Genomic DNA, 18,401 nt, shown 5'->3' with positions numbered 1-18,401 from the left:
GCCAGGTTCGGGAGCGATAGTCTGCTGGCCAGGCTATAGCCAGCAGCATCCCAAACCGCGCGAGATTCTAACAGCTTGCAAGCCGCTGCGTTAGATCCGTGTCTTTAGTGTATAGAGCATTTCGAGAGCACGGCGCGGCGTCATGTCGTCCAGGTCGAGCTTGGCCAGTTCATCCAGCACCGGGTGCGGCAGGCTGGCAAACAGGTCGCTTTGCAGCGGCGCGGCCGGTTTACCTTTGGCCGGTGCAGGCGTCTCATGGGGCAGAGCGGTGTCCTCCAGGCGGCTCAAATGCTCGCGAGCACGGGTGATGACTTCACTCGGCACGCCCGCCAGCTGCGCAACGGCCAGGCCATAACTCTGGCTAGCCGGCCCAGGCAGCACGTGGTGCAGGAACACGATGCGTTCATTGTGCTCGGTGGCATTGAGGTGCACGTTGGCCACCAGCGGCTGGGCTTCCGGCAGGACGGTCAGTTCAAAGTAGTGGGTGGCGAACAGTGTGTAGGCACGCAGATGCGCCAGGCGCTCGGCCGCCGCCCATGCCAGGGACAGACCGTCGAAGGTGCTGGTGCCGCGCCCGACTTCGTCCATCAGCACCAGGCTGCGCTCTGTGGCGTTGTGCAGGATGTTCGCGGTTTCGCTCATTTCCACCATGAAGGTCGAACGCCCGCCGGCCAGGTCATCGCTGGAGCCGATCCGGGTGAAGATGCGGTCGACCAGCGACAGTTCGCAACTGGCTGCCGGTACGAAGCTGCCGATGTGCGCCAGGAGCACGATCAAGGCGGTCTGACGCATGTAGGTGGATTTACCGCCCATGTTGGGACCGGTGATCACCAGCATGCGGGTGTTGTCGTCCAGGCTCAGGTCGTTGGCCACGAACGGCGTGGTCAGCACTTGTTCGACCACCGGGTGACGACCCTGGCTGATGCGCATGCACGGCTCGCTGACGAAGCGTGGGCAGTTCAGGTCGAGGTTCAGCGCACGTTCGGCAAGGTTGCTCAAGACGTCCAGCTCGGCGAGGGCGCCGGCGGTGTCCTGCAAGGGTGGCAGCTGGGCGATCAGGTCTTCGAGCAGTGCTTCGTACAGCATCTTCTCGCGGGCCAGGGCGCGGCTCTTGGCTGACAATGCCTTGTCTTCGAAGGCCTTGAGTTCCGGCGTAATGAAGCGCTCGGCGCCTTTGAGCGTCTGGCGGCGAACATAGTCGGCCGGTGCTGATTCCGCCTGCTTGCTCGGCAGTTCGATGAAGTAACCGTGGATGCGGTTGTAGCCGACCTTCAGGTGAGACAGGCCGGTGCGGGCCTTTTCCCGTGCCTCAAGGTCGATCAGGAATTGTCCGGCGTTTTCGCTGAGCGACTGCAGTTCGTCGAGTTCGCTGTCGTAACCGGTTTTCAGCACGCCGCCGTCACGAATGACCGCGGGCGGGTTGTCGATGATGGCTTTTTCCAGAAGTGCCGCCAGTTCCGGGTAGGTGCTGGTGATGGTGGCGAGTTGCTGGAGGTGCGGAGCTTCGAGCTCGGTCATTGCCACTTGCAGTTCCGGCAGTGCGCCGAGGGCATCACGCAAGCGGGCGAGGTCGCGTGGACGGGCATTGCGCAGGCCGATCCGCGCAAGAATCCGCTCGATGTCACCGATTTCCTTCAGCTGCGGTTGCAGTCTTTCGAAGCGGTAGCCGTCGAGCAGGCAAGTGATCGAGGTCTGACGTGCCAACAGCACCGTCAAATCGCGCAACGGGCGATTCAGCCAGCGGGTCAGCAGGCGGCTGCCCATGGCGGTCTGGCAACGGTCCACCACCGATTGCAGGGTGTTGTCGCGGCCCCCTGCCAGGTTGGTGTCGAGCTCCAGGTTGCGACGGCTGGCGCCATCGAGCACTACAGTGTCGTCCAGGCGTTCATGGCGCAAGCTGCGCAAATGGGGCAGGGCGGTGCGCTGGGTTTCCTTGGCGTAGGCCAGCAGGCAACCCGCTGCGCCGATGGCCAGGGTCAGATTCTCACAGCCAAAGCCTTTGAGGTCCTGGGTCGAGAATTGCTGGCACAGGCTTTTGAGCGCCGAATCGCGTTCGAAATCCCACGGTGCACGGCGACGCACACCGCGGCGTTTTTCCGCCGGCAAGTCCTTGGGCCAGTCATCCGGGATCAGCAGTTCCACCGGGTTGACCCGCTCCAGTTCCGCCAGCAGGTTTTCCCAACCCTTGATTTCCAGCACACTGAAGTTGCCACTGGTGATGTCCAGCACCGCCAGGCCGAACAGGCGCTCATCACCCAGAACGGCGGCGATCAGGTTGTCCCTGCGTTCATCGAGCAGCGCTTCGTCACTCACCGTTCCCGGCGTGATGATGCGCACGACCTGACGCTCCACAGGCCCTTTACTGGTAGCCGGATCGCCAACCTGCTCGCAGATCACCACCGATTCGCCCAGCTTCACCAGCTTTGCCAGGTAACCCTCGGCGGCATGGTAAGGAATCCCGCACATCGGAATCGCCTGGCCAGCCGACTGCCCGCGGGCGGTCAGGGTGATGTCCAGCAACTTGGCGGCCTTCTTTGCGTCTTCATAGAAGATCTCGTAGAAGTCGCCCATGCGGTAGAACATCAGCTGGTCCGGGTGCTGGTTTTTCAGGCGCCAGTACTGCTGCATCATCGGGGTGTGGGAGGACAGGTCGGAGACGGCTTTATTCATCGGATTGTCAGGAAGCTCGTTGAAAGAGGTGGGGCAAAAGCGGGGCAACGGCCGGGCTTTTCCGCGATGGGCGCAAGGTTACCATGGGCGGTCTACCCGACGCAGGCACCACGGCCGGGTGACACCTTTTACGATGCAAAAATCATGTTATGCACCGTTTATGCAAATCGGCATTGTCTTCTTCGAGAAGAGCAAGCACTATGCGGGCTATGCATAAACGCAACGTATCTACCGTATTAAGAGCATTGCTCGATCAGCACGGGATCTCCCCCACGGAGCTTCACCGTCGAACCGGCGTGCCTCAATCCACGCTCTCGCGCATTCTCAGCGGTAAGATCGTCGATCCTTCGGATAAACATATTTCGAAGATCGCCGAGTATTTCTCCGTGAGCACCGACCAGTTGCGTGGCCGCGCGGACGTCGCGTCTGCCGCCAATGCCGGGCGCGCTCCCGTGCATTCGGAACTCAAGGATATAAGTCTGTGGGACGACGATACCCCTGTCGATGACGATGAGGTGTCGGTCCCCTTTCTTCGCGAGGTTGAATTGGCTGCAGGATCGGGAAGATTCGTAATCGAAGAAAGCGAGCGCTCTAGTCTGCGGTTTGGCAAGCGTAGCCTGCGCCACAACGGCGTGCAGTTCGACCAGGCAAAATGTGTGACAGTGCGGGGCAACAGCATGTTGCCGGTACTGCGCGACGGTGCCACGGTCGGGGTCAATGCCGGCAAGTGTGGCATTGGCGATATCGTTGACGGCGACCTTTATGCAATCAATCACAACGGCCAATTGCGGGTGAAGCAGCTGTATCGCCTGCCGTCCGGGATTCGCTTGCGCAGCTTCAATCGTGACGAGCATCCGGACGAAGATTACACCTTTCAGGAGATCCAGGAGGAGCCGATAGTTATCCTCGGACATGTCTTCTGGTGGGGTATGTACGCCCGTTAACACCCCGGTGTTCATTTAAAACCTGCTTCCCGAGCGGGGTTTTTTCGTGGTGCGAAAGCATCGAATCGTCTTTTTGTATGCGTTAATGCATTGACTGAATATGCACAAATGCATAATCTTGTTGCCTGTCCATTCAAGAACGCGGTGTGACCGTTCACTCAAGGAGGCATGAAATGACCGCTGAGCAATATGCGTTGCTGGACATGCCTCTTTGGTTGGTCATCATCCTGCCAATAGTCGGTGGCGTTACCGGTGAAATGTGGCGTGCCGATAAGGCGGGCGTTCGTGGCTGGTCCCTTATCCGGCGCCTGAGCTTGCGGTCTGGCTCCAGCATGATCTGCGGCGCCTCGGTCATCATGCTGCTGCACGCCGCCAATGTTTCCATTTGGGCGGCTTGTGCGGGAGGTTGTTTAGCGGCAATGGCCGGGACAGACGTCGTTTTAGGGTTGTATGAGCGTTGGGTGGCCAAGCGCATGGGGATCGATCATGTTCCGTCCGCTGATGTGGAAGATTGATTCCCCGGCAGGCCTTTTCCAGAGCCTCTGGTTCTTTACATTTTGATCGATCCTGTAACTTGCAAGTGCGGTCTGCTCGTGTACGGTTAACCTCATCCCGCCCGATCAGGAGATGACCGTGAAAGTAATTACCCAGCTCGCCGCTGACCTTGGCAGGCAATTGCAGATTCTCAATGCCCACGTTTCCACGGCCGAGTCCTGCACCGGAGGCGGGATCGCCGAGGCGATCACCCGTATTCCGGGCAGCTCGGCGTGGTTCGAGGCCGGTTACGTCACCTATTCCAATCTGCAGAAGAACCTGCAACTGGATGTTCCTGTGGAGTTGTTCACCACGGTGGGGGCGGTCAGTCGCGAGGTGGTCGAAGCGATGGCCAGGGGGGCGCAGGAAAAAAGTCGCGCGTATTTTTCCGTGGCGGTCAGTGGCGTAGCCGGGCCGGACGGTGGTTCGCCGAGCAAGCCAGTGGGGACGGTTTGGCTGGCCTGGGGCGTGGGCGAGCGAGTGTTCAGCGAGTTGCAACACTTCGCCGGTGACCGCGACGAGGTGCGCCGACAAACGGTGAAGGCCGCGCTAGAGGGGCTGCTGCGCTATGCCGCGGCAGAAATCTCAAATCAGGGGTAGGCGATCCGGAAACGCTGTGGAATAATACTGGCTACTTATACAGGTGTTGGCCGTCAGGCCTTATTGATTACGTGAGGACTTTAATGGACGACAACAAGAAGAAAGCCTTGGCTGCGGCCCTGGGTCAGATCGAACGTCAATTCGGCAAGGGTGCCGTAATGCGTATGGGCGATCAGGACCGTCAGGCGATCCCGGCCATCTCCACTGGCTCTCTGGGTCTGGACATCGCTCTCGGCATCGGCGGCCTGCCAAAAGGTCGTATTGTTGAAATCTACGGTCCTGAATCTTCCGGTAAAACCACACTGACACTGTCCGTGATCGCCCAGGCTCAAAAAGCCGGCGCGACCTGCGCATTCGTCGACGCCGAACACGCCCTCGACCCTGAGTACGCCGGCAAGCTGGGCGTCAACGTCGACGACCTGCTGGTTTCCCAGCCGGACACCGGCGAGCAGGCTCTGGAAATCACCGACATGCTGGTGCGTTCCAACGCGGTTGACGTGATCATCGTCGACTCCGTGGCTGCCCTGGTGCCAAAGGCTGAAATCGAAGGCGAAATGGGTGACATGCACGTGGGCCTGCAAGCCCGTCTGATGTCCCAGGCGCTGCGTAAAATCACCGGTAACATCAAGAACGCCAACTGCCTGGTGATCTTCATTAACCAGATCCGTATGAAAATCGGCGTGATGTTCGGCAGCCCGGAAACCACCACCGGTGGTAACGCACTGAAGTTCTACGCATCGGTTCGTCTGGACATCCGTCGTACTGGCGCGGTGAAGGAAGGTGATGAAGTCGTCGGTAGCGAAACCCGCGTCAAGGTTGTGAAGAACAAGGTGGCTTCGCCGTTCCGTCAGGCCGAGTTCCAGATTCTTTACGGCAAGGGCATCTACCTCAACGGTGAGATGATCGACCTGGGTGTTCTGCACGGTTTTGTTGAGAAGTCCGGTGCCTGGTATGCCTATGAAGGCACCAAGATCGGTCAGGGCAAAGCCAACTCGGCCAAGTTCCTGGCGGACAACCCGGAAGTCGCGGCAAAGCTGGAGAAGCAACTGCGTGACAAGCTCCTGTCCCCGGCATCGGTAGCAGACGCCAAGGCTTCTGCGGTCAAAGAGACCGAAGACGACCTGGCTGACGCCGATATCTGATCGAAGCGATGACCGCCGTACTCGATACACTCGTCGCGGTGCGGCGAACCGCAATGGACCTGCTCGCACGGCGCGAGCACGGTCGTGTCGAGCTGACGCGTAAACTGCGTCAGCGCGGTGCCCTCCCTGAAATGATCGAAACAGCACTCGACCGGTTGACGGAAGAGGGGTTGTTGTCCGAAACCCGTTACCTCGAAAGTTTCGTTTCCTACCGTGCCCGTTCCGGTTATGGCCCTTTACGCATTCGTGAAGAGTTGGGCCAGCGCGGCCTGCAGCGCACCGATATTGAACTCGCCCTGCGCGAGAGCGGTATTGACTGGCAGGAACAACTGGTCGAGACCTGGCGGCGCAAGTTCTCCGGGCAATTGCCGGTAGACGCCCGGGAGAGAGCCAAGCAAGGCAGGTTCCTGGCGTATCGGGGATACTCCATGGAAATGATCAATCGCCTGTTCAGCGGTCGAGGGATGGACGATTGAACTGAAACGGCCCGCTATTTCGATAGCGGGCCGTTTTTTTATACCTCACGTAACCTTTGACGGCTCCCGCGTGCGCTGTTGTACCTGGGGTTTTGATGGCGTCCAGTTTTCCGGCAGGTTGATGTAGTCCACAAGCTCGCGCAGACGGCCATGGTTACGGGCGTTGAAGTTGAAGACCAGCCTCGCCAGATGGCTGAACTCGGCTTCGTCATGCTCTTCACCGCTGTAAGCGTGCTGATGGAAGTGATCGCTCAGACACAGGTCGGCGAAAGCTTCCTGCATGTATTCGAGTGCCTGGTCGTTGAGTGCGTGATTCATGCGAATCAGGAACTGGTGCTTGAGCCAGCGACTGGAGTGGAAGTTGCTGTAGAACTGGTTGATGTGCTCTACCGCTTCTTCGACGTTGTAGACCAGTTTCACCAGCTTCATGTCGGTGGGCAGGATGTAGTGGTTTTCCTCCAGTTGCTGGTGAATGAAGTCCAGTGCGCCTTGCCAGAATTTGCCGCCCGGCGTGTCGAGCAGCACCACGGGCACCAATGGGCTTTTTCCGGTCTGGATCAGCGTCAGCACTTCCAGCGCCTCATCCAGCGTACCGAAGCCACCCGGGCACAGCACCAGGGCATCGGCTTCCTTGACGAAGAACAGCTTGCGGGTGAAGAAGAAGTGGAAGGGCAGCAGATTGGTCGTGCCATCGACAGTGGGGTTGGCATGCTGTTCGAAGGGCAGCGTGATGTTGAACCCAAGGCTGTGTGTCAGGCCGGCGCCCTCGTGGGCGGCGGCCATGATACCGCCACCGGCGCCGGTAATGACCATCATGTCCGAGCGCGCCAGCGCGGCACCGAGCTCCCGGGCCATGCTGTAGAGCGGATGTTCCATGGAGGTGCGAGCCGAGCCGAACACGGTGACTTTGCGTCGCCCCTTGAATTGTTCGAGTACGCGGAAAGCCTGTTCCAGTTCACGCAGGGCTTGCAGGGTGATTTTGGCATTCCAGCGATTGTGGTCTTCCTGAGCCATGCGCAGCACGGTCAGGATCATGTCGCGGTAGATCGGGATGTTCGGGCTGTTGGGTGAAATCAGCTTGAGTTGTTCTTCGACCTTGTTGATGAGGTCATGGCCGCTTTCTTCAAAATGACGGCTCAGGAGGTCATTCGGTTGGTAAGGCATTCAACTTCTCCTTCTGCACAGAACCCTCGGCCCGACAACGTACGTCGGTGCCACGACACTTCATGTGTCGCTGTCTGCCCAGGCCCGTGCCTGGGCGATCTACTTGACCCGAAAGGTATCGGATCATCCAAACAGGCTCTGTTTTTCCCTTGGATGAAAGAAACAATCGCACAACACGACAAGCGACGGCCAGCCCCTTTCCAGCCTTGAAAAAGTGAACATGGATACCCTGAATCTAGACCTTCGCAGTAATTTTCGCTGACTTGATCATTGCGCCACAAAGTTTTTCCTGGCAACCGCTTATTGACGATTTGCAAGGTGCTTTCACCGCTCGTCTGAACGTACGTCGCATGTGCGGCACTCTGATTTACTAAGTTACAGGCGTCACACGACAACTTTGCGTCAACGGCAGGGCGCACGGTGCAAGCGGATTAAGGATTTATCGCTCAAACATGAGTGAAGTGCAGGGAGGCGGGAAACCATGGCCAGAGTCGTTCTGGAGATCGATACGCATCTGTATCGATTGCTGAAGTCATCGGCCGAGACCAATCATTTGAGTCTCGAAGAGGAGTGCTGCCGGCGTTTGCGTGGCGGGGAGCGTCGTTCGCATTACTTGCAGGCGCTGCTGGCAGAATTGCGCGCCGAAGATGAACAACGGCGCGCCAACTCCCGGTGATTACTTTTTCTTCTTGGCCGGTTGCAGGCAATCCGATTCCTGGAAGCTTGCGGAGCCGACCGGGCGGTTGGTCTTCACCTCGGTGAAGTCGTAACGCATGATCGCGCCCTTGGCCATCAGCTTGCGAAACCCTTCGTTTCTGCAGACAGAAGCTCCCAACTGGAAGTAGACCGCTTTCGGGTCTGCACGCATCTTGTCGGCGTGGCTGCTCTGCACGCTCAGATGGTTGATCAGCTGTTTGCCTTCAACGGTGTAGCCTTGATCGAGTATGTCTTCGTTGATCGCTCGTGGAGTGCCGACGCTGCTCTGGGTAGCGACGTTTTGCAGCATTTTGTTCAGTTCCGTGTCTTTCAAGGACGCAGCCTGGGCGTTGAAGGACGACGCCAGTAAAATGGCCGCGGTAGGAACGATAAGGCGCAGCATGAAACTCTCCTGGTTCAGTGATGGGGGTTGGACCCGTCACGTGACTGTGCGTTCAGTGGCGGCGAATTATAGGGGAGGCGGGCTGGACGGTACAGGCTTGCGCCGGGCGGTCTGGTAAACTGCTGGCACTTTTTACTCTGTCGAGTGTTTTTCGTGTCGATTTCCGTTTCCTGTCGGCGTTGCCCGCGATGAGCCGTGCCTCCACGCGATTTGCATTGAATGCTGTAGCCCGCTTGCGCGACCAGCGCGAGGAGGAGGGCATCAAGCCGATTCAGGCCCGAGGCTGGCGCGCCCCGCGTTGCCGTGACTGCCGGGTGATCGAGAGTCACTGCCTGTGCGCTTGGCGTCCGCAGGTCGCTACCCGCTCCGGCGTGTGCCTGATCATGACCAACAAGGAAGTCTTCAAGCCAAGCAACACCGGTTGGCTGATCGCCGATGTGGTGCCTGACAACCATGCCTTCATCTGGTCCCGTACCGAGGTCGATCCGACATTGCTGGCGCTGTTGTCCGACCCCCAATGGCAGCCTTACCTGGTGTTTCCGGGGGAGTACGTCGAGCCTGAGCGTGTGACAAACAGCGTGGATGTCGATGGCACGAAGCGCCCCTTGTTCATTCTGTTGGATGCGACCTGGACCGAAGCGCGGAAGATCTTTCGCAAGAGCCCCTATTTCGACCGATTGCCGATCCTCAGTTTATTGCCCGAAAAACTCTCCCGTTACCGATTGCGCCGATCAACCCGCAGCGAACATCTGTGTACGGCGGAGGTTGCCGCGCTGTGCCTCGACCTTGCGGGCGATGTGGCTGCTGCATCGGCGCTGGATGCCTATTTCGATGTGTTCAGCCAGCATTACCTCGACGCCAAACATCAGTTGGACATGAACGTTTCGACCCCGGCGCACGCCGAGTTGATGCCCTATGTTCAGCCGGCAACCCCAGTGATGGACTGATTGTTGCCCATACTGCAATAAAGTGTACCGGCCACGCTGCTTGACCACCCCGGCTTCGCTGGGCATGCTTGGCGCCGATCAGGGTGCGGCCAGAGTTTGCAACGCGGTTTTTGCGTCGAGCGTGCCTTGTCAGTGCAGCTCCGTGGCCGTGCCTTGAGTTGCTTTGGCGAGGTCCGAATGCATCGGGCGCCCCATGAAAAACAGGATCATTTGAAAAATGGCCACATACGAAATCCTGATTGCCGATGACCACCCACTTTTTCGTAGTGCCTTGCATCAAGCGCTGACCCTGGGCCTTGGCCCGGATGTGCGCCTGGTGGAAGTGGCGAGCATCGCCGAACTGGAAGTCCGCCTGACGGAAAAGTCCGATTGGGATCTGGTACTGCTGGATCTGAACATGCCGGGGGCCTATGGTTTTTCCGGGCTGGTCCTGCTGCGCGGTCAGTACCCGCAGATTCCGGTGGTCATGGTCTCAGCCCAGGAAGAGCCGACCATTATGGTCAAGTCACGTGAATTCGGCGCCAGTGGCTTCATTCCCAAGTCCAGCGACTTGAGTGTGATCCAGAAAGCCGTGCGTGCAGTCCTCGATGGTGACGTGTTCTGGCCGCCGCAGGCGTTCGAATCGGTCAGCGTCTCCGATGAGGCCAAGGCGGCCAGCGAAGGCCTTGCCAGTCTGACGCCGCAGCAATTCCGGGTGTTGACCATGGTCTGTGAAGGTTTGCTGAACAAGCAGATCGCCTACGAATTGAGTGTTTCCGAGGCGACTATCAAGGCGCACGTCACCGCGATTTTCCGTAAGCTGAATGTGCGGACCCGGACCCAGGCCGCGCTGCTCTTGCAACAACTTGAGTCAATTTCCAGTCATTAAAGGCTGGCAACTTCACGCTTTTTTGACTTTGGTTGAACTAGCTTTCCCACTTCTTTTTTGTCAGTTGCCCACTCTATGTCACCTTTCAAAGGCCAGACCGGCCTGAAACGAATTCTCAATGCCTCCGGTTATTCGCTGGACGGCCTGCGCGCAGCCTTCACCGGAGAAGCCGCCTTTCGGCAATTGGTATTGCTCAACGTCATCCTGATTCCGTTGTCGTTCTTCCTGAATGTCAGCCGGGTCGAACGGGCGTTGTTGATCGCGGTATGCCTGTTGGCGCTAATTGTCGAGTTGCTCAACTCGGCAGTGGAAGCGGCCATCGACCGCATTTCCCTTGAACGGCACCCGTTGTCCAAGAATGCCAAGGACATGGGCAGTGCCGCCCAGTTCGTGGCATTGAGCATGATCGCCCTGGTGTGGGCGGTGATTCTGCTCTAAGCGATCGTCGGCAGCACGATCTCGTCGCTGCGCTGAACCCCGGCGGTGAAGGCGCGGCACAGATCGAGGAATTCGCGCATCGCCGATGTCTGATATTTCTGTTTATGCCAGATGAAATAAAACTGTCGCGCCAGATCCAGATCCGGCGTCTCGACAGGCACCAGACTGCCGCGGCGGAATGCGTCGCGCAAAGCCAGTCTGGAAATGCAGCCAATCCCCAAACCTGATTCCACTGCGCGTTTGATCGCTTCGGTGTGCTCAAGCTCTAGCCGGATATTTAAAGAAGTGCGGTGATGGCGCATGGCTTGATCGAAGGTCAACCGCGTGCCGGAGCCCTGCTCGCGCAAGATCCAGGCTTCGTGGCTCAACTCGTCCATGGTGGCCGTGCCGCGCTTGGCCAACGGATGCTGAGGGGCGCAAAACACCACCAACTCGTCCTCGACCCAGCTTTGTACTTCGATGTCCGGGTGACTGCAGTCGCCTTCGATCAGACCCAGATCAATTTCATAGTGGGCCACTTGCTGCACGATATTGGCAGTGTTCTGTACGTGCAGCTTCACCTGGCTTTCCGGATGGCGCTGCATGAAGCCGCCGATCAACAGGGTGGCCAGGTAGTTGCCGATGGTCAGGGTCGCGCCCACGGCCAGTGAACCGAAACCGGACTTGCCGTTGAGCAGGTCTTCGATTTCCTTGGCCTGATCCAGCAGGGCGACAGCTTGCGGCAACAGTTGTTTACCGAGGGCGTTGAGGCTCAACCGTTTGCCGGCACGGTCGAACAGTTGGCAGCTGCACTGGCGCTCCAGCTCGGTGATCGAGGTGCTCGCCGCCGATTGCGAGAGGTTGAGCAGACCCGCAGCACGGGACACGCTTTCCTGCTGGGCGACGGCGACGAACACTTGAAGTTGACGGAGAGTAAATCGCATATCGATATAACCGATAACCCTTATCTTAATAATCCATTTAACAGATATTGTGTCTGCCTTTAGAATGCGATGCAATTGCGCAGAGCTGGCTTTTTTGCAGAGCAGGCGCCGAACACGCGCAGACAAATCTCCAGGAGTCCCACGTACATGAGCAACATGAACCACGAGCGTGTCCTCAGTGTTCATCACTGGAACGACACTCTGTTCAGCTTCAAGTGCACCCGTGACCCGGGCCTGCGCTTCGAGAACGGTCAGTTCGTGATGATCGGCCTGCAACAGCCCAACGGCCGCCCGCTTATGCGCGCTTACTCGATTGCCAGCCCGAACTGGGAAGAGCATCTCGAGTTCTTCAGCATCAAGGTGCCTGATGGTCCGCTGACTTCGCAGTTGCAGCATCTGAAGGAAGGCGACGAGATCATCATCAGCAAGAAGCCTACGGGCACGCTGGTGCTGGATGACTTGAAGCCTGGCAAACATTTGTACCTGCTCAGCACCGGTACCGGTCTGGCGCCGTTCATGAGCGTCATCCAGGATCCGGAAACCTACGAGCGTTTCGAAAAAGTGATCCTGTGCCACGGCGTGCGTTACGTCAACGAAGTCGCTTACCGCGAGTTCATCACCGAGCACTTGCCGCAGAACGAATTCTTCGGCGAAGCGCTGCGTGACAAATTGATCTACTACCCGACCGTGACCCGCGAGCCGTTCGAGAACGAAGGTCGCCTGACCGACCTGATGCGCAGCGGCAAGCTGTTCAGCGACATCGGTCTGCCCCCGATCAACCCGCAGGACGACCGCGCCATGCTGTGCGGCAGCCCGAGCATGCTCGACGAGACCAGCGAAGTGCTGAACAGCTTCGGCCTGAAGGTTTCGCCGCGGATGCGCGAACCGGGTGATTACCTGATCGAGCGTGCATTCGTCGAGAAGTGACCGCAGGTCACGTTGTAGGAGCGAGCTTGCTCGCGATGGTCGTCAACAATAACGCGTTTTTTCTGGTGTAACGCGGTGCGCTCGAGTCCATCGCTGGCAAGCCAGCTCCTACAGTAGATGTGTATCGCAAAGAAAAGCCCGCATGGCCTGAGAAGGTTATGCGGGCTTTTTCGTTTCCGGGTTTACTTTACCGGGACAATTTCCAGAACCCGGATCACGTTTGCCTCGGGATAGTGCCAACGCACATCCAGATCCCAGAACTGCGCACCGTATTCCCGCTCGGGTGCCGGTGTTTGGTAGGCCGGGCGTGGATCCTGTGCCAGGCATTGCTCGATCAACTCAACCAAGGGCTCTTCAAGGCGCTGGGCATGCTCGTGAGCCTGTTGCAGCGCTGCATCCGTCCACTGCACGGGAATCAACAGCGGCGCAGCGCTGGCGATGCTGTTGGTGGCTGTATCGATGATGTCGGCGTAGGGCACGTAGGGTTTGATATCGAGAATCGGCGTGCCATCCAGCAGATCTATGCCCGAGATCCACAAGCGACCAGCTTCGACTTTGTCCAGTTTCACCACCGACTGCCCAATGCCATTGGGGCGGTGGGTGGCGCGGGTGGCGAACACGCCCATGGATTTGTTGCCGCCGAGGCGAGGAGGGCGGACCTTCAGGCGAGGCTTTTCCTCCAGGGCCTGGTGGAACAGGAACAGCAGCCACACGTGGCTGACCTGCTCCAGGCCCTGTACCGCGTCCCCTTGATCGAACGGTGCCACCAGTTCCAGCACCCCACGGGCGGCCGGAGCCAGTTGCGGCTGGCGCGGAATGGCGAACTTTTCCTTGAAGCAGGAGCGCACGAAGCCGATGGGGGAAACGCTGTAGGTCATGGTTTGAGGTCGAAGCGGGAAGAGGGTGGGCATGATAACCCGATCAACCATTGCTTAGGCGGTGCCTGTCATTCCATCATCGTCGGAACGCCGCCCGGAGCAAGCCCGCTCCCACAGGGTTCTCGAGCGCACACAAGTTTTGTGTATGGCATAAAACCTGTGGGAGCGTGTCTTGCCCGCGATGGGCGCGCCGCCGATCTACAGACTGAATCCGCCATCCAAAGGAATGATATTCCCGGTCATGTAAGCTCCTGCGGTACTCGCCAGACTGATCGACAGCGCCGCCATCTCTTCCTCGCGGCCCCAGCGCTTCATCGGGATCAGCGCTGTATCCTCGGCCAATGCCTGTTCATCATTGCCAATGTGCTGGGTCATCTTGCTCGGAAAACGCCCCGGGGCGATCACATTGACGTTGATGTGCTGGCTCACCAGTTCGCGCGCCAGAATCCTCGACAGTTGATGCAACGCAGCCTTGCTCGGCCCGTAGGCATACGCCTGTTCACCGAAGGGTGAAATCCCGGCTACCGAACCAATGTTGATGATCCGCGCCGGATTCTGCGCCGAGCCGGCCTTGCGCAGCAGCGGCAGGAATTGCTGGATACAGTTGAACACCGACGTCACGTTGAGCTGCATGACTTTTTCCCAACCCTTGATCGGGTAGCTCTCCAGTGGAGCGCCCCAGGTGGTGCCGGCATTGTTCACCAGAATGTCCAGATGGGAGATCTGCTCGCCCAGGCGTGTGGCCAGTTGCAGGACGCCCTCTTCGCTGGCGAGGTTGGCTGCAATGGCGTGGCAGCGTCCAAGTGCTCCGAGTTCGTCAGCGGTTTGCTGGCAGGCTTGCGCGTCGCGGGCGCAGACGTACACGGTGGCACCCGCCTCGACGTAGGCCTTGGCGATCATCTTGCCGATACCACGGGTGCCGCCGGTCACCAGCGCGGTGCGGCCTTGCAGGGAAAAGTACGGGTGCATGGCGAATCCTGAGAGCTGAGGTCTTCACACCCTAGCCGTCGGCCGCGGTCAGCGGAGCCACTATTTTCGCGCGGAATAGGGAGGCATTCGGCCTTGTAGGAGCTGCGATGCGGCGTTCCGACTTGCCAGCGATGGTCGATAACGATAACGCGCGTTTGCTGGATAATCGCGGCGTTGTCGAATCCATCGCGAGCAAGCTCGCTACTACAGGGAACGGTTTACTGCGGGCGCACTCGCAGGGTCAGACCTTTGAGGAAATTGCGCAGCAGCTGGTCGCCGCACGGGCGGTAGTTGGTGTGGCCGAACTTGCGGAACAGCGCGCTCAGCTCAGGCTTGGACACCGGGAACTCGGCGGCCTTGAGGATCGCGTGCATGTCGTCTTCTTTCAGCTCGAACGCCACCCGCAGCTTTTTCAGGATGATGTTGTTGGTCACCGGCACTTCGATCGGCTGCGGCGGACGGCTTTCGTCCTTGCCGCGCTTGAAGATCACCAGGCCATCGAGGAAATGCGCCATGACATCGTCCGGGCAGCGTACGAAGCCTTCTTCGTCTTCCTCTTTCTTGTCGAGGTACGTCACCAGGTCTGCCAGGGCCACGTCCTTGCCGCCGAGCTTGATGATCTCGATGACTTTCTTGTCGCTGATGTCGAGCATGTAGCGCACGCTGCGCAGTACGTCGTTATGGATCATGTGTGCAGTCCTGATAATTCAGCTATGGGCGCCGCCGAAAACAGCAGCGCCGAAAGGTATGGTGGCGCGGGAAGCCTTAGAACTTCTCTTTGCCGGACAAGTAGCGCCATTGCCCCACGGGCACTTTGCCGATGGACACGCCGCCGATGCGGATGCGGCGGATGGCGACGACCTTCAGGCCGACGGCCTGGCACAGCTGGGCGATGATGCCCGGTTGCGGATTCTTCATGGCAAAGCGCAGGCGGTTTTCGTTCTGCCAGCTGGCCTTGACCGCCGGCAACTCCTTGCCCTTGTAGGTCAGGCCGTGGTTCAGGCGGTTCAGGCCGTGAGCCACCATCTCGCCTTCAACCTCGACCACATACTCCTGCTCGATCTTGCTGGAGTCGGCGGTGAGTTTGCGCAGGATTTTCCAGTCCTGGGTGAACACCAGCAGACCGCTGGCGTTGGCCTGCAGGTCGGTGCTGGCGGTCAGGCGCAGGAAATGGCCACGCAACGGGCGCTTGCCGTAACGGTGTTCTTCGCTCAGGGTCTCGGCGCCGAGGGTGGCCATGGCGGTGTCTGCATCCATGCCGGCGGGCACATTGAGCAGCAGCGTCACCGGTTCCGGTGCGGTGGCCTTGGCTTCTGGATCAAGCTCGACTTTCTGGGTGTCGACCTTGAATTGCGGCTCGTCGATGACCACGCCGTCGACGGTGACCCAGCCGCCCTCGATGAACAGCTCAGCCTCCCGACGGGAACAGCCGACGAGTTCGATGAGGCGTTTGGAGAGACGAATCGGGTCAGTCATGTCAGGGCCGTAACAAAAAGGGGGTGGGCATTGTACCTGCCTGGCGCCGGTTAATCGCGGTTCCATTTGCACTGTGTGGCTTTTACTGTAGGAGCTGGCTTGCCAGCGATGGATTCAAGTGCGCCGCTTTTATCCTGAGACAGCGCGTTATCGTTAACCACCATCGCTGGCAAGCCAGCTCCTACAGTGTTTTGTGTTGTGTCAGGCATGTTTTGAGTGTTGCTGGGCCTGGCGCAAGCGCATGTGCAGCAGCGGATATGGCTGGCCCATGCCATCGACTTCCGAACGACCGATCACCTCGAAGCCCTGCTTGAAGTAAAAGCCGAGGGCTTGCGGGTTTTGTTCGTTGACGTCCAGTTCGACGGCGTTCAGGTGTTCCAGGGCATAGCGCAACAATTTCTTGCCCAGGCCCTGGCCGCGATGGTCAGGGTCGATGAAGAGCATTTCGATCTTGCCTGCCGCGACGCCGGCGAACCCGGTGATGCGCTGGCTCGAATCCTTGGTGCAGATCAGCATCACTGCGTCGAGGTAGCGGGTCAGCACCAGGTTTTTCAGCAGTTCGATGTAGCTGTCTGGCAGAAAGTCGTGGGTGGCACGCACCGAGGCCTCCCAGACCCGGGTCAATTCTTCGAAGTCGCTGAGTTTCGGCGTGTGGATGACCGAATGCTGACGCATGCCCGTCTGCTCCTTCTGCAGTGGTTGACAGGAATCCTTTCAACCTCAAACGATAGCCGTAAAAAAGCCCCGCATCTCGTCAAGAGAGCGGGGCTTTGCGTATTTTTTGCGTTTAGATCTGTTCAGCCCACAGATCGTATTCGTCGGCGTCGGTCACTTTGCACCAGACCTTGTCGCCCGGCTTGAGGTTGCTGCCGTTGTCGATGAATACGTTGCCGTCGATTTCCGGGGCATCGAAGAAGCAGCGGCCCACCGCGCCTTGCTCGTCGACTTCATCGACCAGCACTTCGATCTCACGGCCGATGCGCATTTGCAGGCGCGCCGAGCTGATGGCCTGCTGGTGCGCCATGAAGCGCTCCCAACGGTCCTGCTTGACGTCGTCCGGGACGACTTCCAGGTCCAGGTCATTGGCCGGTGCGCCTTCTACCGGCGAGTACTGGAAGCAGCCAACGCGGTCGAGCTGGGCTTCGGTCAGCCAGTTCAGCAGGTACTGGAAATCTTCTTCGGTTTCGCCCGGGAAGCCGACGATGAAGGTCGAACGGATGATCAGGTCCGGGCAGATTTCGCGCCAGTTCTTGATCCGCGCCAGGGTCTTGTCTTCGAAGGCCGGGCGTTTCATCGACTTCAGCACTTTCGGGCTGGCGTGCTGGAACGGGATGTCCAGATACGGCAGGATCTTGCCAGCGGCCATCAACGGGATCAGCTCGTCGACGTGCGGGTACGGGTAAACGTAGTGCAGGCGAACCCAGACGCCAAGGGTGCTCAGGGCTTCGCAGAGTTCGGTCATGCGGGTTTTCACCGGCGCGCCGTTCCAGAAACCGGTGCGGTATTTCACGTCGACACCATAGGCGCTGGTGTCCTGGGAGATCACCAACAGCTCTTTGACGCCGGACTTGACCAGGCGCTGGGCCTCGTCGAGCACGTCGCCCACCGGACGGCTGACCAGCTTGCCGCGCATCGACGGGATGATGCAGAAGCTGCAGCTATGGTTGCAGCCTTCGGAAATCTTCAGGTAGGCGTAGTGGCGCGGGGTCAGTTTGATGCCTTGCGGCGGCACCAGGTCGATCAGCGGGTTGTGGTCCTGGCGCGGCGGCACGACGTCGTGCACGGCGTTGACCACTTGCTCGTACTGCTGCGGACCGGTCACGGCCAGCACGCTCGGGTGTACGTTGCGAATGTTGCCTTCTTCGACGCCCATGCAGCCGGTCACGATGACCTTGCCGTTTTCCTTGATGGCTTCGCCGATCACTTCCAGGGACTCGGCCTTGGCCGAATCGATGAAGCCGCAGGTGTTGACTACCACGACGTCGGCGTCCTGGTAGGTGGACACCACGTCATAGCCTTCCATGCGCAGCTGGGTAAGGATGCGCTCGGAGTCGACCAGTGCTTTGGGGCAACCCAGGGATACGAAGCCAACCTTTGGATTGGCCGGCGCAGGAGTGGTGGACATGTCTAACCTCGGTGTTTTGTGACGCCGCTTGCCGGGCAGGGCAAAACCGACGGACGGGCGCTTGAACTGCGCCTCTGATCAAAAAGTGCGCAATTCTAGCGATGAGTCGCTCACTTGACCAGCTTTATGCAGGGAAATACGACGAGTGCTGCGCTATGCTTCGCGCCGTTACGCTTTACTGGGTTTTTACTGTCAACAAAACGTCTGTAACGTGAAGTAAA

General features: G+C 59.0%; 20 protein-coding genes. 10 read left to right on the top strand and 10 right to left on the bottom strand.

Annotation, left to right across the window (positions count from 1 at the left end; translation table 11 throughout):
* Positions 1 to 90 precede the first annotated feature (90 nt).
* Positions 91 to 2,670, bottom strand: a complete 2,580-nt coding sequence (gene mutS, locus PMI29_RS18025; protein ID WP_007996920.1) for a DNA mismatch repair protein MutS — start codon at positions 2,668 to 2,670, stop codon at positions 91 to 93.
* Between the two features lie 209 nt (positions 2,671 to 2,879).
* On the opposite strand from mutS, the gene PMI29_RS18030 reads away from it, so the two are divergent.
* The 5 genes from PMI29_RS18030 (at position 2,880) to recX (ending at position 6,366) form a co-directional block, all read left to right on the top strand.
* On the top strand, positions 2,880 to 3,614 hold the full coding sequence (locus tag PMI29_RS18030) for a LexA family transcriptional regulator (RefSeq protein WP_033052267.1): 735 nt from the start codon (positions 2,880 to 2,882) through the stop codon (positions 3,612 to 3,614).
* A gap of 173 nt (positions 3,615 to 3,787) precedes the next feature.
* A complete protein-coding gene (locus tag PMI29_RS18035; RefSeq protein ID WP_007996917.1) occupies positions 3,788 to 4,129 on the top strand; it encodes a phage holin family protein in 342 nt (113 codons plus the stop codon).
* Positions 4,130 to 4,247: 118 nt separating this feature from the next.
* A complete protein-coding gene (locus PMI29_RS18040) occupies positions 4,248 to 4,748 on the top strand; it encodes a CinA family protein (protein ID WP_007971146.1) in 501 nt (166 codons plus the stop codon).
* Between the two features lie 83 nt (positions 4,749 to 4,831).
* Positions 4,832 to 5,890 carry a recombinase RecA gene (recA, locus tag PMI29_RS18045; RefSeq protein ID WP_007996915.1) on the top strand — a complete coding sequence of 353 codons (1,059 nt, stop codon included), beginning with the start codon at positions 4,832 to 4,834 and terminating at the stop codon, positions 5,888 to 5,890.
* Between the two features lie 8 nt (positions 5,891 to 5,898).
* Positions 5,899 to 6,366, top strand: coding sequence for a recombination regulator RecX (gene recX, locus PMI29_RS18050; RefSeq protein ID WP_007996914.1), 468 nt, complete (start codon positions 5,899 to 5,901; stop codon positions 6,364 to 6,366).
* A gap of 45 nt (positions 6,367 to 6,411) precedes the next feature.
* On the opposite strand, the gene PMI29_RS18055 is transcribed toward recX, so the two are convergent.
* Positions 6,412 to 7,530, bottom strand: a complete 1,119-nt coding sequence (locus tag PMI29_RS18055) for a TIGR00730 family Rossman fold protein (RefSeq protein WP_007996913.1) — start codon at positions 7,528 to 7,530, stop codon at positions 6,412 to 6,414.
* Positions 7,531 to 8,011: 481 nt separating this feature from the next.
* On the opposite strand from PMI29_RS18055, the gene PMI29_RS18060 reads away from it, so the two are divergent.
* Positions 8,012 to 8,206, top strand: coding sequence for a hypothetical protein (locus tag PMI29_RS18060; protein ID WP_007996911.1), 195 nt, complete (start codon positions 8,012 to 8,014; stop codon positions 8,204 to 8,206).
* Here PMI29_RS18060 and PMI29_RS18065 read toward each other — a convergent pair whose 3' ends face one another.
* The gene (locus PMI29_RS18065) at positions 8,207 to 8,629 is read right to left on the bottom strand and encodes a quorum-sensing-regulated virulence factor family protein (RefSeq protein WP_007990204.1); all 423 of its coding nucleotides are present in this window, start codon (positions 8,627 to 8,629) and stop codon (positions 8,207 to 8,209) included.
* A gap of 188 nt (positions 8,630 to 8,817) precedes the next feature.
* Here PMI29_RS18065 and PMI29_RS18070 point away from each other — a divergent pair, with 188 nt between their 5' ends.
* From PMI29_RS18070 to PMI29_RS18080, 3 genes are all read left to right on the top strand, one after another.
* Positions 8,818 to 9,576: a tRNA-uridine aminocarboxypropyltransferase gene (locus PMI29_RS18070; protein ID WP_007996910.1), complete on the top strand. Its 759-nt coding sequence runs from the start codon at positions 8,818 to 8,820 to the stop codon at positions 9,574 to 9,576.
* A gap of 217 nt (positions 9,577 to 9,793) precedes the next feature.
* Positions 9,794 to 10,444: a response regulator transcription factor ErdR gene (gene erdR / locus PMI29_RS18075; RefSeq protein ID WP_007996908.1), complete on the top strand. Its 651-nt coding sequence runs from the start codon at positions 9,794 to 9,796 to the stop codon at positions 10,442 to 10,444.
* 75 nt (positions 10,445 to 10,519) lie between these two features.
* Positions 10,520 to 10,882, top strand: coding sequence for a diacylglycerol kinase (locus PMI29_RS18080; RefSeq protein ID WP_007996906.1), 363 nt, complete (start codon positions 10,520 to 10,522; stop codon positions 10,880 to 10,882).
* Here PMI29_RS18080 and PMI29_RS18085 read toward each other — a convergent pair.
* Entirely contained in the window at positions 10,879 to 11,805 is a 927-nt protein-coding gene (locus PMI29_RS18085; RefSeq protein ID WP_007996903.1) for a LysR family transcriptional regulator, read from the bottom strand. The two genes, PMI29_RS18080 and PMI29_RS18085, sit on opposite strands and share 4 nt — an antisense overlap.
* Before the next feature lie 147 nt (positions 11,806 to 11,952).
* Here PMI29_RS18085 and fpr point away from each other — a divergent pair, with 147 nt between their 5' ends.
* A complete protein-coding gene (fpr, locus tag PMI29_RS18090; RefSeq protein ID WP_003443014.1) occupies positions 11,953 to 12,732 on the top strand; it encodes a ferredoxin-NADP reductase in 780 nt (259 codons plus the stop codon).
* Positions 12,733 to 12,914: 182 nt separating this feature from the next.
* On the opposite strand, the gene tsaA is transcribed toward fpr, so the two are convergent.
* The 6 genes from tsaA to rimO form a co-directional block, all read right to left on the bottom strand.
* Complete coding sequence (tsaA, locus tag PMI29_RS18095; protein ID WP_007996902.1) at positions 12,915 to 13,610, bottom strand: tRNA (N6-threonylcarbamoyladenosine(37)-N6)-methyltransferase TrmO; 696 nt, start codon at positions 13,608 to 13,610, stop codon at positions 12,915 to 12,917.
* Positions 13,611 to 13,808: 198 nt separating this feature from the next.
* On the bottom strand, positions 13,809 to 14,579 hold the full coding sequence (locus PMI29_RS18100; protein ID WP_007996901.1) for an SDR family oxidoreductase: 771 nt from the start codon (positions 14,577 to 14,579) through the stop codon (positions 13,809 to 13,811).
* A 218-nt stretch (positions 14,580 to 14,797) separates the two neighbouring features.
* Entirely contained in the window at positions 14,798 to 15,268 is a 471-nt protein-coding gene (locus tag PMI29_RS18105; protein WP_007996900.1) for a DUF1456 family protein, read from the bottom strand.
* Positions 15,269 to 15,344: 76 nt separating this feature from the next.
* On the bottom strand, positions 15,345 to 16,055 hold the full coding sequence (locus PMI29_RS18110; RefSeq protein WP_007992725.1) for an rRNA pseudouridine synthase: 711 nt from the start codon (positions 16,053 to 16,055) through the stop codon (positions 15,345 to 15,347).
* 201 nt (positions 16,056 to 16,256) lie between these two features.
* Positions 16,257 to 16,730, bottom strand: a complete 474-nt coding sequence (locus PMI29_RS18115) for an acetyltransferase (RefSeq protein WP_007996899.1) — start codon at positions 16,728 to 16,730, stop codon at positions 16,257 to 16,259.
* Between the two features lie 112 nt (positions 16,731 to 16,842).
* Positions 16,843 to 18,180 (bottom strand): 30S ribosomal protein S12 methylthiotransferase RimO, encoded by a 1,338-nt coding sequence (gene rimO, locus PMI29_RS18120; RefSeq protein WP_007992720.1) that lies wholly within the window; start codon positions 18,178 to 18,180, stop codon positions 16,843 to 16,845.
* Between the last annotated feature and the right edge of the window lie 221 nt (positions 18,181 to 18,401).

This window comes from Pseudomonas sp. GM49, assembly GCF_000282355.1.
Taxonomy (GTDB): Bacteria; Pseudomonadota; Gammaproteobacteria; order Pseudomonadales; family Pseudomonadaceae; genus Aquipseudomonas.
The sequence above is the reverse complement of the archived record's forward strand: the minus strand, read 5'-3'. Positions and strand labels throughout refer to the sequence as shown.

Coding starts and splice junctions, on each gene's coding strand:
- mutS (WP_007996920.1), bottom strand. CDS start 2,670: ATGAATAAAGCCGTCTCCGACCTGTCCTCCCACACCCCGATGATGCAG.
- PMI29_RS18110 (WP_007992725.1), bottom strand. CDS start 16,055: ATGACTGACCCGATTCGTCTCTCCAAACGCCTCATCGAACTCGTCGGC.
- PMI29_RS18100 (WP_007996901.1), bottom strand. CDS start 14,579: ATGCACCCGTACTTTTCCCTGCAAGGCCGCACCGCGCTGGTGACCGGC.
- PMI29_RS18030 (WP_033052267.1), top strand. CDS start 2,880: ATGCATAAACGCAACGTATCTACCGTATTAAGAGCATTGCTCGATCAG.
- recA (WP_007996915.1), top strand. CDS start 4,832: ATGGACGACAACAAGAAGAAAGCCTTGGCTGCGGCCCTGGGTCAGATC.
- PMI29_RS18080 (WP_007996906.1), top strand. CDS start 10,520: ATGTCACCTTTCAAAGGCCAGACCGGCCTGAAACGAATTCTCAATGCC.
- PMI29_RS18070 (WP_007996910.1), top strand. CDS start 8,818: ATGAGCCGTGCCTCCACGCGATTTGCATTGAATGCTGTAGCCCGCTTG.
- rimO (WP_007992720.1), bottom strand. CDS start 18,180: ATGTCCACCACTCCTGCGCCGGCCAATCCAAAGGTTGGCTTCGTATCC.
- PMI29_RS18060 (WP_007996911.1), top strand. CDS start 8,012: ATGGCCAGAGTCGTTCTGGAGATCGATACGCATCTGTATCGATTGCTG.
- PMI29_RS18115 (WP_007996899.1), bottom strand. CDS start 16,730: ATGCGTCAGCATTCGGTCATCCACACGCCGAAACTCAGCGACTTCGAA.
- PMI29_RS18105 (WP_007996900.1), bottom strand. CDS start 15,268: ATGATCCATAACGACGTACTGCGCAGCGTGCGCTACATGCTCGACATC.
- erdR (WP_007996908.1), top strand. CDS start 9,794: ATGGCCACATACGAAATCCTGATTGCCGATGACCACCCACTTTTTCGT.
- PMI29_RS18085 (WP_007996903.1), bottom strand. CDS start 11,805: ATGCGATTTACTCTCCGTCAACTTCAAGTGTTCGTCGCCGTCGCCCAG.
- PMI29_RS18035 (WP_007996917.1), top strand. CDS start 3,788: ATGACCGCTGAGCAATATGCGTTGCTGGACATGCCTCTTTGGTTGGTC.
- fpr (WP_003443014.1), top strand. CDS start 11,953: ATGAGCAACATGAACCACGAGCGTGTCCTCAGTGTTCATCACTGGAAC.
- PMI29_RS18065 (WP_007990204.1), bottom strand. CDS start 8,629: ATGCTGCGCCTTATCGTTCCTACCGCGGCCATTTTACTGGCGTCGTCC.
- recX (WP_007996914.1), top strand. CDS start 5,899: ATGACCGCCGTACTCGATACACTCGTCGCGGTGCGGCGAACCGCAATG.
- PMI29_RS18055 (WP_007996913.1), bottom strand. CDS start 7,530: ATGCCTTACCAACCGAATGACCTCCTGAGCCGTCATTTTGAAGAAAGC.
- tsaA (WP_007996902.1), bottom strand. CDS start 13,610: ATGACCTACAGCGTTTCCCCCATCGGCTTCGTGCGCTCCTGCTTCAAG.